General features: G+C 72.3%; 13 protein-coding genes and 1 pseudogene. 2 read left to right on the plus strand and 12 right to left on the minus strand.

Annotated elements, in window-relative coordinates; genetic code table 11:
- Positions 1-69: 69 nt before the first annotated feature.
- Positions 70-758 (minus strand): annotated as a pseudogene (locus ACFV6D_RS03690) (transposase); the annotation flags it as partial.
- A 206-nt stretch (positions 759-964) separates the two neighbouring features.
- On the opposite strand from ACFV6D_RS03690, the gene ACFV6D_RS03695 reads away from it, so the two are divergent.
- Positions 965-1,834, plus strand: coding sequence for a 3-hydroxybutyryl-CoA dehydrogenase (locus ACFV6D_RS03695; RefSeq protein ID WP_063346851.1), 870 nt, complete (start codon positions 965-967; stop codon positions 1,832-1,834).
- A gap of 69 nt (positions 1,835-1,903) precedes the next feature.
- On the opposite strand, the gene ACFV6D_RS03700 is transcribed toward ACFV6D_RS03695, so the two are convergent.
- The 11 genes from ACFV6D_RS03700 to infC all read right to left on the minus strand — a co-directional run bounded on the left by ACFV6D_RS03700 (position 1,904) and on the right by infC (position 13,053).
- Entirely contained in the window at positions 1,904-2,746 is an 843-nt protein-coding gene (locus ACFV6D_RS03700) for a chitosanase (protein ID WP_380346231.1), read from the minus strand.
- Between the two features lie 118 nt (positions 2,747-2,864).
- Positions 2,865-3,839: an ABC transporter permease subunit gene (locus ACFV6D_RS03705; protein WP_380346229.1), complete on the minus strand. Its 975-nt coding sequence runs from the start codon at positions 3,837-3,839 to the stop codon at positions 2,865-2,867.
- Positions 3,836-4,774 (minus strand): ATP-binding cassette domain-containing protein, encoded by a 939-nt coding sequence (locus tag ACFV6D_RS03710; RefSeq protein WP_063346854.1) that lies wholly within the window; start codon positions 4,772-4,774, stop codon positions 3,836-3,838. The genes ACFV6D_RS03705 and ACFV6D_RS03710 overlap by 4 nt, the downstream gene beginning before the upstream one ends.
- Complete coding sequence (locus ACFV6D_RS03715; RefSeq protein WP_380346227.1) at positions 4,771-5,202, minus strand: GntR family transcriptional regulator; 432 nt, start codon at positions 5,200-5,202, stop codon at positions 4,771-4,773. Before ACFV6D_RS03715 ends, ACFV6D_RS03710 begins: the two co-directional genes overlap by 4 nt.
- 163 nt (positions 5,203-5,365) lie before the next feature.
- Positions 5,366-7,867 carry a phenylalanine--tRNA ligase subunit beta gene (gene pheT, locus ACFV6D_RS03720; RefSeq protein ID WP_363372878.1) on the minus strand — a complete coding sequence of 834 codons (2,502 nt, stop codon included), beginning with the start codon at positions 7,865-7,867 and terminating at the stop codon, positions 5,366-5,368.
- Positions 7,867-8,988 carry a phenylalanine--tRNA ligase subunit alpha gene (pheS, locus tag ACFV6D_RS03725; RefSeq protein WP_363372880.1) on the minus strand — a complete coding sequence of 374 codons (1,122 nt, stop codon included), beginning with the start codon at positions 8,986-8,988 and terminating at the stop codon, positions 7,867-7,869. Before pheS ends, pheT begins: the two co-directional genes overlap by 1 nt.
- Positions 8,989-9,256: 268 nt before the next feature.
- Positions 9,257-10,360 carry an ATP-binding protein gene (locus ACFV6D_RS03730; protein ID WP_063346858.1) on the minus strand — a complete coding sequence of 368 codons (1,104 nt, stop codon included), beginning with the start codon at positions 10,358-10,360 and terminating at the stop codon, positions 9,257-9,259.
- A gap of 110 nt (positions 10,361-10,470) precedes the next feature.
- Positions 10,471-11,337, minus strand: coding sequence for an RNA methyltransferase (locus ACFV6D_RS03735; protein ID WP_063346859.1), 867 nt, complete (start codon positions 11,335-11,337; stop codon positions 10,471-10,473).
- A gap of 104 nt (positions 11,338-11,441) precedes the next feature.
- Positions 11,442-11,837 carry a 50S ribosomal protein L20 gene (rplT, locus tag ACFV6D_RS03740; RefSeq protein WP_030055649.1) on the minus strand — a complete coding sequence of 132 codons (396 nt, stop codon included), beginning with the start codon at positions 11,835-11,837 and terminating at the stop codon, positions 11,442-11,444.
- A gap of 109 nt (positions 11,838-11,946) precedes the next feature.
- Positions 11,947-12,141, minus strand: a complete 195-nt coding sequence (rpmI, locus tag ACFV6D_RS03745; RefSeq protein WP_030055648.1) for a 50S ribosomal protein L35 — start codon at positions 12,139-12,141, stop codon at positions 11,947-11,949.
- Positions 12,142-12,282: 141 nt separating this feature from the next.
- Positions 12,283-13,053 (minus strand): translation initiation factor IF-3, encoded by a 771-nt coding sequence (gene infC / locus ACFV6D_RS03750; protein WP_079135472.1) that lies wholly within the window; start codon positions 13,051-13,053, stop codon positions 12,283-12,285.
- Between the two features lie 482 nt (positions 13,054-13,535).
- On the opposite strand from infC, the gene ACFV6D_RS03755 reads away from it, so the two are divergent.
- On the plus strand, positions 13,536-13,913 hold the full coding sequence (locus ACFV6D_RS03755; RefSeq protein WP_063346861.1) for a DUF1844 domain-containing protein: 378 nt from the start codon (positions 13,536-13,538) through the stop codon (positions 13,911-13,913).
- Positions 13,914-14,040 lie beyond the last annotated feature (127 nt).

Consider the following 14,040-nt stretch of genomic DNA (forward strand, 5'->3'; position numbering starts at 1 on the left):
CGCGGCGCGCGCGCGCGGGGGCGGGCGCGCGCGCGCGGGCCGCCCCGCGCCGGCCCCCCCCCCCCCCCCCCCCAACAGCGCGTCGCCGACCAGGGCGTCCACGAGGTCGGCGCGGGCCTGGGCGTCGTTCCAGGCGATGCGGGGCTTGCCCGGGTCGGCGTAGTCGTGTGCGGTGCAGTGGCGGGTGGCGACCTCGTCGGCGCCGGGGACCTCGCGGATCACCGCCCGCACGGCGGCGATCAGCTGGGTCACGGTGTCCTGGGTGGCGACCGCGTCGTCCAGCACGGTGGAATCCAGCGCCCGGCGGTGCTTGCCCTTGAGGACCCCGGTCGCCTTCACCACCTCCCGCACGGCCTCGAACACGCGGTTCGGTCGGGCGGAGCGGGCCAGGCGGCGGCGGAAGTAGGCCAGGAGTGAGGAATCGAACGCGGTGTCGTGCAGGCCGAGTCCGCACGCTGCCTTCCACCGCAGGTCGCAGCGCAGTTCCTGGACCGTCTCGAAGTCCGAGAGCCCGTGCAGGGCCTGAAGAGTGATCGCGGCTGCCAGGATCTGGGGCGGCATGCTCGGGCGGCCGTTCGCCGACGGGTACATGTCCGTGAACATCACCGCAGGAAACAGCCGGCCGCGATGCTCGGCCAGGAACGCGAACACACTCCCTGCCGGAATCAGGTCCCGGCAGGTCTCCCAGACATCCGGCCCGACAGTCTCTCCGGACCATTCCCCCATCGCCACAACACGAGTCTGGCCCCGCCGCTCACGCGGCGGGGCCAGAACCCAACATCTTCATCAGTCTTCTAGGCGCTGGCACCCGGCCGGGGAGGGGGTGACCTACTGGCCGGTACGGAGTAGTAACGTCGTCGGGACGGTGACCGGTGCACCCATTCCGGCACACCGGCCCGTTGACCAGCAGCTCGCTGGGTCACCAGTCGCTGGGCGATCCCCAGCACCACCGAAGGGCAACTGAGTGAGTGACATCGCGCGCGTCGGAGTGATCGGCTGCGGCCTGATGGGGTCGGGCATCGCGGAGGTCTTCGCCCGGGCCGGGCTGGACGTCCTGGTGGCGGAGGCCAGCGGCGAGGCGCTGGAGTTCGGCCGCACCCGGCTGACCAACTCCCTGGACACGGCGGTCAAGCGCGGCAAGCTGAGCCCGGAGGAGCGGGACGCGGCGCTGGCCCGGCTGGCCTTCACCGTGGACCTGGCCGACTTCGCCGACCGCGACCTGGTGGTCGAGGCGGTCGCCGAGCGCGAGGACATCAAGGTCAAGATCTTCCAGACCCTGGACCAGGTGGTCGAGCGCCGTGACGCGATCCTGGCCTCCAACACCTCGTCGATCCCGATCGTGAAGCTGGCCGCCGCCACCTCCCGCCCCGAGCAGGTGATCGGCCTGCACTTCTTCAACCCGGCGCCGGTGCAGAAGCTGGTCGAGGTCATCCCGACGCTGACCACCTCGGCGGTGACCACCGAGCGGGTCGAGGCCTTCGCCTCCCAGGAGCTCGGCAAGGAGCCGATCCGCGCCCGCGACCGGGCCGGCTTCGTGGTCAACGCGCTGCTGGTGCCCTACCTGCTGTCCGCGGTGCGGATGTTCGAGTCGGGCGTGGCCACGGCCTCCGACATCGACAAGGGCATGGAGGCCGGCTGCGCCCACCCGATGGGCCCGCTGCGGCTGTGCGACCTGATCGGTCTGGACACCATCGTCTCGATCGCCGAGTCGATGTACGACGAGTACAAGGAGCCGCTGTACGCGGCTCCCCCGCTGCTGTCCCGGATGGTCGACGCGGGCCTGCTGGGCCGCAAGTCCGGCCGCGGCTTCTACGACTACACCGCGAGCGCCTGAGCACCGGCCGGTGGACGGCGGCGGGGCCCGGGAGCGAGGTGCTGCTCCCGGGCCCCGCTCGGCGTTGCGTCAGCTGTTGATGGCGTAACTGTCGCCGTAGACCTTCCACTTGAGCGGCGGGTTGAGGTCGAAGTTCTTCGCGTTGAGGAAGACCGACTGCTCGGTGTCGACCCGGCTGGTGTCGGAGTGGGCCTGCTCCTTCTTCATGACCACCTTGCGGGCGTCCAGGAAGGCCTTGAGGTAGGTGGCCTCGTCGCCGCCCTGGGCGGGGGTCTTGGCCTTCTTCAGGGCGGCGGCGCGGATGCCGCCGAAGCTGTCCGAGCTGTTGCCGGGGCCGTGCATGACGATGGCGTCGTAGTAGGCGAACTGGCCGAGCGCGCGCAGGCCGTCGGACTTGGCCTGGTTGACGGCGGGGTTGAAGTACACCCGGTCGCGCTCGTCGTTCTGGGCCTGCAGGAAGACCGTGTCCTTGGCGGCGGCGGCCCAGTCGTTGACGAAGGGGGTGCCGAGGCCGGCGTGCGAGGCGCTGCCGTTGACCTTCTTCAGGGCCGGCAGGTACTTGGCGAGGACGTTGCCCGGCTTGAGGTCGGTGTAGTGCTGGACGAGGTCCAGCATGTCGCCGGTGCCGGAGCAGAAGCCGATGATGCCGGCGGTGTAGCCGCGCCCGTCGCCGATGTCCTCGATGTACTTGTACTGGGCCTTCCAGTCCAGCGAGGAGTTCTCCGCGCTGGACACCAGCTGCATCGCGATGTCCTTCTTGTGCGGGTCGTCCAGGCCGACTCCCTTGAGCTGGACGGACGTCGCGGACGTCGGCGCGGCGGTGGCGGCGCCGGCGGCCGCGACCGTGAGGGGCGCGGCCACCAGGGCGGCGGCGAGGGCGATGCGGAGGGCACGGTGGTGCTGGGGACGCATACGATGCTCCGTTTCCTCGGGGGGTTAGGAAACTTTCCTAACGAGAATTAAGGGCCCTCCTTCCCCGTCCCCGCAAGGGTTTTGACAAAGTCTCTTCAAGGCTCTTCAAAGACGCAGGTCAGACCGCCCGCCTGCGCACCCACCAGACCGCCGCCGCGCACAGCAGCACCGCCAGGACCGCCATCCAGCCGAGCTCGATGAACTGGAACGACCAGTAGCGACTGCCCGGTTGGTAGATCTCGTGCGCCGAGTAGCCGCCCTCGCTCACCAGCTTCTGGGCGCCGTAGTAGTCGTTCCCCGCGTCGTAGAGCCGCCCGATGCTCATCCGGTTCCCGGCCGGGTCGGTGATCCACGTGCTCCCCTCCCAGCGGTGGTCGACCGAGGCCTGCGCCAGCGTGTGCAAGGTGTCCTGGAGCGGGGCGCGGTAGTCGAACCGCAGGGACTGGGCGACCAGCGTGGACACGACCGAGGCCGCCACCCCGATCCCCACCGCCACCACCGTCCGCCGCAGCACCGCGCCCGCGAGCGCGGACAGCGCGAAGACCAACAGGACCCGGCCGACCAGGGCGGGCGCGGCGGCCGTGAACAGCAGCGGCGTGAAGCGGCCCGACTGCCTCGCCATCGGCTCCAGCCACCAGTTGGTCACCACGCCCGCCAGCGCCGTCGCGACGGCCAGCACGCCGCCCGCGACGGCCAGCACGCCCACCGTCCACCTGGTCCGTCCGGCCCCCTGGGTCCAGGCGAAGCGGACCGTTCCGTGCTCGAACTCCCGTGCCAGCAAAGGGCCGCCGGCGAAGGCGCCGAGGGCGCCGCCGAGGAAGTAGACGATGTTCGCGCCGACCATCAGCTCGGTGCCGTACTCGCGCAGGAACCCCTTCCAGTGCTCGTTGCAGGCCCGCGTCGCCATGTCGCAGTCACCCGCGCCGGACCGGTCGAACCCGGCGTGCAGGAAGTACCCGGTGACGGCCAGCAGCAGGACGAGCCCGGCCAGGACGCCCAGCAGCACCCGCAGCGCGGGCCGGTGCCGCAGCCACGCCGCCCGCACCGCCCCGGCCCGGGGCAGCGCGGCGGGAACGGCGGTGACGGCACTCATGACAGCATCGCTTTCTCGGACGTACGGACGGACGCGCGGACGGCCCCGCGCGGGCCGGGCAGGGCGGAGGCGGTCGGCTCGCGCAGGTAGGCGAGCACCAACTCCTCCAGGCCGACGCGCTGTTGGCGCCATCCGGCGGAGACGGGGGCGTCCACGCCGCCGGTCCGCACCAGCAGGTGCGACTGCGCCCCGGCCCTGCGGTCGCGGACCACCGGCAGCCGGGCGGCGACCTCGTCCGCCCCGGCGGTCGGGCCGGTCAGCATCCGGTGGCCGGCCACCAGGTCGTCCGCCTCGCCCGCCACCTGGACCCGGCCGCCGCCGAGCACCACCAGGTGGTCGCAGCTCTGCTCCAGCTCGTTGACGGCGTGCGAGGAGAACACCACGGACAGGCCGTCCTCGGCCACCGCGGTCAGCAGCACCGCCATGAAGTCGTGCCGGGCCAGCGGGTCCAGAGCGGCCAACGGCTCGTCCAGCAGCAGCAGTTCGGGGCGCTTGGCGAGCGCCAGGGCGAGCGAGACCTGGGCCTGCTGGCCGCCGGAGAGGCGGCCGTACCTGCGGTCCAGCGGGATGCCGAGGCCCTCCAGGTGGGCGTGCGCCCGGGCGTCGTCCCAGCGGCGGTTCAGGTACCGGCCCATCCGGAGCAGGTCGCGCACGGGCACTCCGGGGTAGAGCGCGGCGTTCTGGGCGACGAACCCGATCCGGTCCAACGCCGCCGGTGAGCCCGGCAGTTGGTCGCCGAGAACGGTCATGGCGCCCTCGCTCGGCCGGGTCAGCCCGGCGGCCAGGCCCAGCAGCGTGGTCTTGCCGGCGCCGTTCGGCCCGACCAGTGCCACCACGCGCCCGGCGGGGACGGCCAGATGGCAGTCCCGCAGCGCCCAGGAGCGGCGGTAGCGCTTGCCGATCCCGCCGCAGTCGATCACGGTGTCCGCCGTCATGACGCCACCTCTCCGTTCCGCAGGTCGCGCAGCGTGTCCTCGAACACCGCGGTCATCCCGTCCTCGTCCAGCCCGGTGGCCCGCGCCGCGCACATCCAGTCCAGCAACCCCCGCCGCAGCGCGGCCCGTTCGCGCAACGGCACCACCCCGGCGGGCAGTCCGCGCACGAAGGTGCCCTGGCCGCGCCGGCCGACGGCCAGGCCGCGGTGCTCCAGCTCGCGGTACGCCTTGAGCACGGTGTTGGGGTTGATCGCCAGCCCCGCCACCACCTCGCGCACCCGGGGAAGCCGGTCCCCCTCCGTCAACCAGCCCATCCGCAGCGCCTGTTCGACCTGCTGCACGAGTTGCAGATAGGTCGGGACACCGGAGGCCGGGTCCAGGCGGAACTCGATCGGAGGGGGCAGGTCGGCGCCTTTATCTAGTTCCATAGTTAATGAGTTAAGTGGACATGGTGACGTTCCGTCAAGCCAAGGAAAGGTGAGGGAAGCCAAGGAAAGGTGAGGGCAGGCGAGGGAAGGCAGGAAAAGTCGAGGAACGGCAAAGGGCCCCGCCCGGACCGAGGTCCGAACGGGGCCCTGAGGCCTGACGGGATCAGGCGCCGCGCAGCACCGCGCCGGTACGGGCGACGGCCTCGGCGACGGCCGCCTCGCGGGCGGCGGTCGCCTCGTCGGCGGTCAGCGTGCGGTCCGCGGCGCGGAAGCGCAGCGCGTACGCCAGCGACTTGCGGCCCTCGCCGACCTGCTCGCCGGTGAAGACGTCGAACAGCCGGATGGCCTCCAGCAGTTCGCCCGCGCCGGAGCGCAGCGCGGCCTCCACGTCGGCGGCCGGAACGGCGGCGTCGACGATCAGCGCGACGTCCTGGGTGGCCACCGGGAAGCCGGAGACCGCAGGGCCGTTGACCTTCTCGGCGCCGTCCGCGGTGAGCAGGTCGACGTCGATCTCCATCGCGCTGGTGCGGGCCGGCAGGCCGAGCGCCTTGACGACGCGCGGGTGCAGCTCACCGGCGTGGCCGACCACCCGGTCGGTGCCGGTGACGACCAGCTCGGCGCAGCGGCCCGGGTGCCACGGCGCCCGCTGCCCCTGCCGCACGGTCAGCTCGACGCCGGCCGCGCGGGCCACCGTACGGGCCGCCTGGACGGCGTCCGCCCAGGACGCCCCGGCGCCCTGGCCCCACCAGCCGGACGGCAGCCGCTCGCCCGCGAGGGCGACGGCGACCCGGCGCGGCTGGTCCGGCAGCGCGGCGTCCAGCGCGGCCAGCTCCTCGGCGCTGGGCCGGCGGTCGACGGCCGGGCGCGGGGCCACGGACAGCTCGTCCTTGGGCAGGAAGACGGTGCCGGTCTCGTAGATCGCCAGGTCGGTGTTGCCGCGGCCGACGTTGCGCCGCAGCGAGCCGAGCAGGCCCGGCAGCAGCGTGGTGCGCAGCGCCGGCTCCTCGTCGTTGAGCGGGTTGACCAGCTTGACGGTGCGCCGACGCCGGTCGTCCGGCTCCAGGCCGAGCGCCTCGAAGGCACTCTCGCCGAGGAACGGGTAGTTGTTGACCTCGACGTAGCCGGCCCCGGCCAGCGCGACGCCGATCCGGCGGTGGACGCGCTGGGCCTCGGTCAGGCCCTTGCCCGGGGGCACGTTGGGCATCCGGGCGGGGACGTTGTCGTAGCCCTCCAGCCGGATGACCTCCTCCGCGAGGTCGTACGGGTCGGTGAGGTCGGGGCGCCAGGTCGGCGGGGTGACCTCCAGGACGTCGGCGCCGGCGACCGAGCAGCCGATCTCCTGCAGGCGCCGGGTCACGGTCTCGCGGCCGTACGCGGTGCCGGCGACCCGGTCGGGCAGGTCGGCGGAGATGGTGATGGTGCGCACCGGGTGCGGGGCGGCGATGTCGGTGACCCCGGCCTCGGCGGTGCCGCCGGCGATCAGGACCAGCAGGTCGACGGCGCGCTGGGCGGCGGCGCGGGCGGCCTCCGGGTCGACGCCGCGCTCGAAGCGCTTGGACGCCTCGGAGGGCAGCTTGTGCCGCTTGGCGGCGCGGGCGATGGCGACCGGCTCGAAGTGCGCCGCCTCGATGATCACCTCGGTGGTGCCCGGGCCGGCGGCCGGGTCGAGGATCTCGGTGGAGGCGCCGCCCATGACACCGGCCAGGCCGATCGGGCCGCTGTTGTCGCAGATCAGCAGGTCCTCGGCGGAGAGCTTGCGCTGCACGCCGTCGAGGGTGGTCAGGCTCTCGCCCTGCTCCGCCCGGCGGACCGTGATCGGGCCGCTCACGCGCTGCTTGTCGTAGGCGTGCAGCGGCTGGCCGACCTCCAGCATCACGTAGTTGGTGATGTCGACGGTCAGCGAGATCGGGCGGATGCCGGCCTTCTGGAGGCGGCGCTGCAGCCAGATCGGGGACTTGGCGGTCGGGTCGATGCCGACGACCGTGCGGGCCACGAAGCGGTCGCAGCCGGCCGGGTCGTTGACCTTGACCAGGTAGCCGAAGGAGTTGGCCGGCGGCACGTCGAGCAGCGCCGGGTCGGCCAGCGGCAGCCCGTACGCGGCGGCGGCCTCGCGGGCGACGCCGCGCAGCGACAGGCAGTAGCCGCGGTCCGGGGTGACGGCGATGTCCAGCACCTCGTCGACCAGCTGGAGCAGCTCGATCGCGTCGGTGCCGGGCTCGAACTCCGGCGGGAGCACGATGATGCCGTCGTGGTCGTCGCCCATGCCGAGCTCGCGGGCCGAGCAGATCATGCCGGCCGAGGTGCGGCCGTAGGTCTGGCGGGCCGCGATCGGGAAGGGACCGGGCAGCACGGCGCCCGGGAGCACCACGACGACCTTGTCGCCGACGGCGAAGTTGGTGGCGCCGCAGACGATCTCCTGCGGCTCGCCGGTGCCGTTGGCGTCGCCGACGTTGACGAGGCAGTGCCGGATCGGCTTCTTGAAGCCGGTCAGCTGCTCGATGGAGAGCACCTCGCCGACCACCAGCGGGCCCTTGAGGTCGCCGCCGAGCTGCTCGACGGTCTCGACCTCCAGGCCGGCCCGGACCAGGCGCTCCGCCACGTCACGGCCGGTCTCGCCGGCCGGCAGGTCGACGTACTCACGCAGCCAGGAAAGCGGGACGCGCATCAGATCTCCATCCCGAACGGGAGGGTGAAGCGCACGTCACCCTCGACCATGTCGCGCATGTCGGCGACGTTGTGACGATTCATCAGGATCCGCTCCAGGCCCAGGCCGAAGGCGAACCCGCTGTAGCGGTTGGGGTCGACGCCGCAGGCGACCAGCACGCGCGGGTTGACCACGCCGCAGCCGCCGAGCTCGATCCAGCCCTCGGAGGAGCAGGTCCGGCAGGGGCGGTCCGGGTTGCCGACGCTCTCGCCGCGGCACACGAAGCACTGCAGGTCGATCTCGGCGCTCGGCTCGGTGAACGGGAAGTACGAGGGGCGCCAGCGCAGCTCCAGGCCGCCGCCGATCAGCTTCTCGACCAGCACCTCGATGGTGCCCTTGAGGTCGGCGAAGGTGATGCCCTCGTCCACCGCGAGGCCCTCGACCTGGCGGAACACCGGGGTGTGCGTGGCGTCCAGCTCGTCGGTGCGGTAGACGCGGCCGGGGCAGACCACGTAGACCGGGGGCTCGCGGTCGAGCAGGGTACGGGCCTGGACCGGGGAGGTCTGGGTGCGCATCACCACGCCGGAGTCGGCGGAGCCGTCCGGGGCCTGCACGAAGAAGGTGTCCTGCATCGAGCGGGCCGGGTGGTCCGGGCCCAGGTTGAGGGCGTCGAAGTTCAGCCACTCGGCCTCGGCCTCGGGGCCCTCGGCAACCTGGTAGCCCATCGCGACGAAGGTGTCCTCGATGCGCTCGGCCAGGGTGGTCAGCGGGTGCCGGGCGCCGCGCGGGGCGCGGTCGTACGGCAGCGTGACGTCCACCGCCTCCTCGACCAGCACGCGGGCGTCGCGCTCCGCCTCCAGCTCGGCCTGCCGCTTGGCGAGGGCCTTGTTGACGGCGCCGCGGGCCTGGCCGATCAGCTTGCCGGCGGCGGCCTTGGCGTGCGGGGGCAGGGCGCCGATCTCGCGGTTGGCGAGGGAGAGCGCGGAACGGTCGCCGGTGTGGGCGACCTTGGCCTCCTTCAGCTCGTCGAGCGTGCTGGCGGCGGCGAAGGCGGCGACGGCCTCGTCCCGCGCCTGCTCCACCACCTCGGGCTTGAGGGCCTCGACCTCGACCGGGTCGTACGACTTGTTGGGTGCCGACATCTCTATCTTCCCGTGCTCCTGCTCGTCCGTGCTCAGGTAAGGGTGGCTGCCTCTGCGGTACGCCCGGTGTGGCCGGGGCACGGGCAGCCGTTCTCCGTACGACGGGGAAGAGGGGTGTCCGCGGCTCAGCCGCACAGGGCGTACCACAACGCCAAAGGTCGAGTGTAGTCGCAGCGCGTAGCGCGGCTGCCTGGAAGCCCGTCCAGCGGGACCCCGGAGCATGCGTTCATGCTCCTTCAGAGCATGCTCTGCTTGTCGTTCATCTCTTTCAGAGCATGAAGTCCGGAACGCTGGCGGGCAGGATAAATCGGAACCGGGCGCCGCCGCAGGGGGCCCGGTCGACCCGGATCGAGCCGCCGTGGGCCTCCACGATGCCCTTGACGATGTACAGGCCCAGGCCGGTGCCGCCGCGCTTGGAACCGCGCCAGAAGCGGGTGAAGACGCGCGGCATCGACTCCTCGGGGATGCCGCTTCCTTCGTCGCTCACGGTGACCGCGGTTCCTTCCACGATGCGGGGAGGGGTGCCCGAGCGCTCCCAGAGGGGCGCCTCGACGACCTCCTTGGCCGGTGCCACCTCGATCGTGACAGTTCCCTCGCCGTGGCGCACCGCGTTTTCCAGCAGGTTGGCCAGCACCTGGTCGACCTTGTCCGGGTCGGCCCACAGGACGGTCAGCGACTCGCTGATCCGGACGTCGAAGCGCTCCTCGGGGATGCCGGTGGCGACCTTGCGCTCGACGTGCCGGCGCACCGCGGCGGCCAGGTCGACCACCTGCTTGCGCAGCTCCAGCCGGCCGGCGTCGATCCGGGAGATGTCCAGCAGCTCGGCGATCAGCCGGGTGACCCGGTCGGCGTCGGCGTCCACCGTCTCCAGCATCAGCCGCTTCTGCCCGTCGGTGAACCGCTCCCACTTGGCCAGCAGCGTCGCCGTGAAGCCCTTGACGCTGGTGAGCGGCGAGCGCAGCTCGTGGGCGACGGTGGCGATCAGCTCGGCGTGGCTGCGCTCGGTGCGGCGCCGGGCCTCGGTGCCGCGCAGCGCGACCACCACCCGCTGCGGCGGCCCCAGCGGCACGTCCCGGACGTACCGGGCGGAGACCAGCACCTCGCGGCCACCGGGCAGCAGCAGGTTGCGCTCCGGCTGGCCGGTGCGGGTGGCCAGGCCGCCGTACGGGTCGGTCAGCTGCCACCAGCGGCGGCCGTCCAGGTCCTCCAGCGGGAGGACGTCCTCCAGCCCGCTACCGAGCGCGGCCTCCGGGGGCAGGCCGGTGAGCCGGGCCGCGGCCCGGTTGAAGCAGACCACCCGGCCCAGCGCATCGGCGACCACCAGGCCGTCCGGTAGGTCGTCCGGGTCGAGCTCTGGCCCGCTGCCGACCATGGGTGTCCTCCCCGATTACCCACCGTGCCGTTCCCCCCACAGAGGCAGACCCTAGCGCCTCGCAGCCCCCTGTAGTAGGCCCTCGGCCGGTGGCGACTGGAGCGTGCGGGTCAGGCGTTCGAGCGGCAGCCGCCGGGCGAGCGCTGCGCCCGGGCCGAGGCGTACAGGCAGACGGCCGCGGCGGTGGCCAGGTTGAGGCTCTCGGCGTGCCCGTGGATCGGGACGCGCACGACCTCGTCGGCCAGCGCGCGGGTCTCCTCCGGGAGCCCCCAGGCCTCGTTGCCGAACACCCACGCGCCGGGCGCGCCCAGGGTGCCCTCGTCGAGCTCCTGGTCCAGGTCGCGCTCCCCCGCGCCGTCCGCGGCGAGCACCCGGACCCCGGCCGCGCGCAGCTGCGCGACGGCCTCCTCGACCGGCACGCCGACCGCCACCGGCAGGTGGAACAGGCTGCCGACGGAGGCCCGGACGGCCTTCGGGTTGTACAGGTCCACCGAGGCGTCGGTGAGCACCACGGCGTCCGCGCCGGCCGCGTCGGCGGTGCGCAGCACGGTGCCGGCGTTGCCGGGGTCGCGGACGTGGGCGAGGACCGCGACGAGCTTGGGGCGGGCCTTGAGCACCTCGGCGAACGGGGTGTCGATGAAGCGGCAGAGCGCCACGATGCCCTGCGGGGTCACCGTGTCGCAGATGTCGGCGATCACCTCGTCGGTGGCGGTCAGCACCGGCAGCCCCTCGGCCAGCGTCGCCTCGACGAGGGCGGCGTGCCGCTCGGCGGCCTCCGGGGTCACGTACACCTCGACCACGGCGTGCTCGGCCGATTCCGGCAGCTGGCCGAAGGCGACGGCCTCCCGGACGGCCTGCGGGCCCTCGACCAGGAAGCGGCGTTCCTTGGTGCGCTGGTTCCGCTTGGCGAGCCGGCGGGCGGCGACGACGCGCGGCGAGCGCAGGGAGGTGAGCAGGGGGGTGTCGGTGCTCGGCATGGTCTCGTTCTCTGTGGCGGGCGGCGCTGAAGATCCGGGGAAACGCAGAACCGGACCCGCAGGGAGCCTGCGGGTCCGGTCAGAGCTCAACTGATCTCGGAAGATCAGGCGGCGTCGGCGGCAGCCTTGGGGGCGTTCACGTCGGCCGGCAGCGCCTTCTGGGCGACCTCGACCAGCGACGCGAACGCGCCCGGGTCGTTGACGGCCAGGTCGGCCAGCATCTTGCGGTCGATCTCGACGCTGGCGGCCTTCAGGCCCTGCACGAAGCGGTTGTAGGTGATGCCGTTGGCACGGGCCGCAGCGTTGATGCGCTGGATCCACAGCTGACGGAAGTCGCCCTTGCGCTTCTTGCGGTCGTTGAAGTTGTAGACCAGCGAGTGGGTGACCTGCTCCTTGGCCTTGCGGTACAGGCGCGAGCGCTGGCCACGGTAGCCGCTGGCGCGCTCCAGGATGACCCGGCGCTTCTTGTGGGCGTTGACTGCCCGCTTGACGCGTGCCACTTGATTACTCCTTGGGTTGGACCACGGACTACTTCACGTGGTCCGTCATTCGAATGGGTCGGGAAGGATCAGCTGCCCCGCTCACGGCTCGCGCCGGGCGGGAGGGCGATCACTTGCCGAGAAGCTTCTTGATCTTCTTGGCGTCAGCGGGGGCCAGCTCGACGGTCCCGGCCAGCTTGCGGGTCAGCGTCGAGGGCTTGTGCTCCAGGAGGTGGCGACGGCCGGCGCGCTCGCGGAGCACCTTGCCAGAGCCACTGATCTTGAAGCGCTTGCTGGCGCCACTGTGCGTCTTCTGCTTCGGCATTTCGCCGTATCTCCTCGTCGGTCCCGTCCGCGCCCGCGCGGCCTGCGCCACGCGGGCGTGAACTGGATGGATCTGTGTGACCGGGCGGGGCGCCCCGTCACCTTGGGGCCGGTCTCCCGGGCCGCCCTGGCCGGTGAAGGCTCAGGCGCCCTGGGAGGCGGCCGGCTGCTCGACCGGAGCGTCGGCCTCGACGGCCGGCGCCTCGGCCGGGGCGTCCTGTGCCTCGGCCGCCTCGGTCACCTCGTCGTCGGCGACCTCGTCATCGGCGACCTCGTCGTCGACCAGCAGGTCGTCGTCCAGCAGGTCGTCGTCCGCAGCGGCGTCGGAGCCGGGGGTACGGCCCTGACGCTCGGCCTTGCGGGCGTCGGCGAGGGCGCGGGCCTCGGCCATCGCCTCGGTCTTCTTCTTGTGCGGGCCAAGAACCATGATCATGTTTCGGCCGTCCTGCTTCGGCGACGACTCGATGAAGCCCAGGTCCTGGACGTCGTCGGCGAGCCGCTGCAGCAGGCGGAAGCCCAGCTCGGGGCGGGACTGCTCACGACCACGGAACATGATCGTGATCTTGACCTTGTCGCCCTGCTTGAGGAACCGGACGACGTGACCCTTCTTGGTGTCATAGTCGTGCGGGTCGATCTTCGGCCGGAGCTTCATCTCCTTGATGACCGTGTGCGCCTGGTTCTTGCGCGCCTCACGGGCCTTCATGGCCGACTCGTACTTGAACTTGCCGTAGTCCATGAGCTTGCACACCGGCGGCCGGGCGGTCGCCGCGACCTCGACCAGGTCAAGGTCGTACTCCTGCGCGAGCTCCAGCGCCTTGGCAAGCGGCACGATGCCGACCTGCTCGCCGCTGGGACCGACGAGTCGCACCTCCGGGACGCGAATCCGGTCGTTGATGCGGGGCTCGGTGCTGATGGGGCCTCCTCGGTTGCACCTTCTGCGATGCGGCCGTCGGACGGCGGACGCACGTAGTGGACTCGACCACTGGGCGGGGCTTCATTCGTGCTGCGCTGCCCGGCACCTGTTCGGCACCGTGTGCACCGCGACACGAAAAAAGCCCCGCTCGGTACAAGCGGGGCTCCACACAATCCGGGGGCAACACCCTGGTGAGGAGCGCTGCTGCGACTCGGCGCCGTGGCGCCCGTCGCGGACCGGGACCCGTCGACCCTGAGGTCGACCAGGTGGGAGACTTTCGCGGTTGCCCTCTCGGGCCTCCTGGGTGGAGCCTCCTCTTGCTGGCCAGGTGCCCATACGGGATCCCGGCCGGTCAGTCTCGAAGCATACAGCGCTGCGGAGTCGAACGCTATTCCGCCCCACCTCACCACCTTTGTCCGCCTCCGGAAGGGCCCTTGTACGCTCCAGGGGTACTGACACCGGCACGACGGAACGAGCCCCCCTTGAGCAGCGAGCCCACCAAGACCCCCGGCGCGGACGACGACGCGATCGGCTTCGACGACCTCACCCGGGACATCGCCGAGGTCCCGGCCGTCGAGGTGATCACCACCGTCGCGGTGCACCTGATGAGCGCCGCCGCGGTCAAGTGCGGCCTGGCCGAGGGCGGGGAGAAGGACAAGGACCTCGACGAGGCCCGCAAGCTGATCACCGCGCTGGCCGGGCTCGTCACCGCCGGCGCCCCGGAGATCAGCAACTTCCACGCGGCGCCGCTGCGGGACGGCCTGCGCTCGCTGCAGCTGGCCTTCCGCGAGGCCTCCATCGTCCCGGACGCGCCGGGCACGGGCCCGGGCGAGAAGTTCACCGGGCCGGTCTACTCCTGACCCGGACGCGACTCGGGGGGGGGGGGGGGGCCGGGCGGGCGGGGCCGGCGCCGCCGGCTCTTGCGGGGGGCTCGGTGGTTTTGTGGCGTTGGGGCGGGTGCGGTGGCTCCGCGCCGCGGGCCGCCGC

Source organism: Kitasatospora sp. NPDC059812 (genome assembly GCF_042732075.1).
Lineage (GTDB): Bacteria > Actinomycetota > Actinomycetes > Streptomycetales > Streptomycetaceae > Kitasatospora.

What these genes read in the sequence shown, in the direction of transcription:
- ACFV6D_RS03700 (WP_380346231.1), bottom strand. Translation starts at nt 2,746, where the DNA reads ATGCGTCCCCAGCACCACCGTGCCCTCCGCATCGCCCTCGCCGCCGCC.
- ACFV6D_RS03705 (WP_380346229.1), bottom strand. Translation starts at nt 3,839, where the DNA reads ATGAGTGCCGTCACCGCCGTTCCCGCCGCGCTGCCCCGGGCCGGGGCG.
- ACFV6D_RS03710 (WP_063346854.1), bottom strand. Translation starts at nt 4,774, where the DNA reads ATGACGGCGGACACCGTGATCGACTGCGGCGGGATCGGCAAGCGCTAC.
- ACFV6D_RS03715 (WP_380346227.1), bottom strand. Translation starts at nt 5,202, where the DNA reads ATGGAACTAGATAAAGGCGCCGACCTGCCCCCTCCGATCGAGTTCCGC.
- pheT (WP_363372878.1), bottom strand. Translation starts at nt 7,867, where the DNA reads ATGCGCGTCCCGCTTTCCTGGCTGCGTGAGTACGTCGACCTGCCGGCC.
- pheS (WP_363372880.1), bottom strand. Translation starts at nt 8,988, where the DNA reads ATGTCGGCACCCAACAAGTCGTACGACCCGGTCGAGGTCGAGGCCCTC.
- ACFV6D_RS03730 (WP_063346858.1), bottom strand. Translation starts at nt 10,360, where the DNA reads ATGGTCGGCAGCGGGCCAGAGCTCGACCCGGACGACCTACCGGACGGC.
- ACFV6D_RS03735 (WP_063346859.1), bottom strand. Translation starts at nt 11,337, where the DNA reads ATGCCGAGCACCGACACCCCCCTGCTCACCTCCCTGCGCTCGCCGCGC.
- rpmI (WP_030055648.1), bottom strand. Translation starts at nt 12,141, where the DNA reads ATGCCGAAGCAGAAGACGCACAGTGGCGCCAGCAAGCGCTTCAAGATC.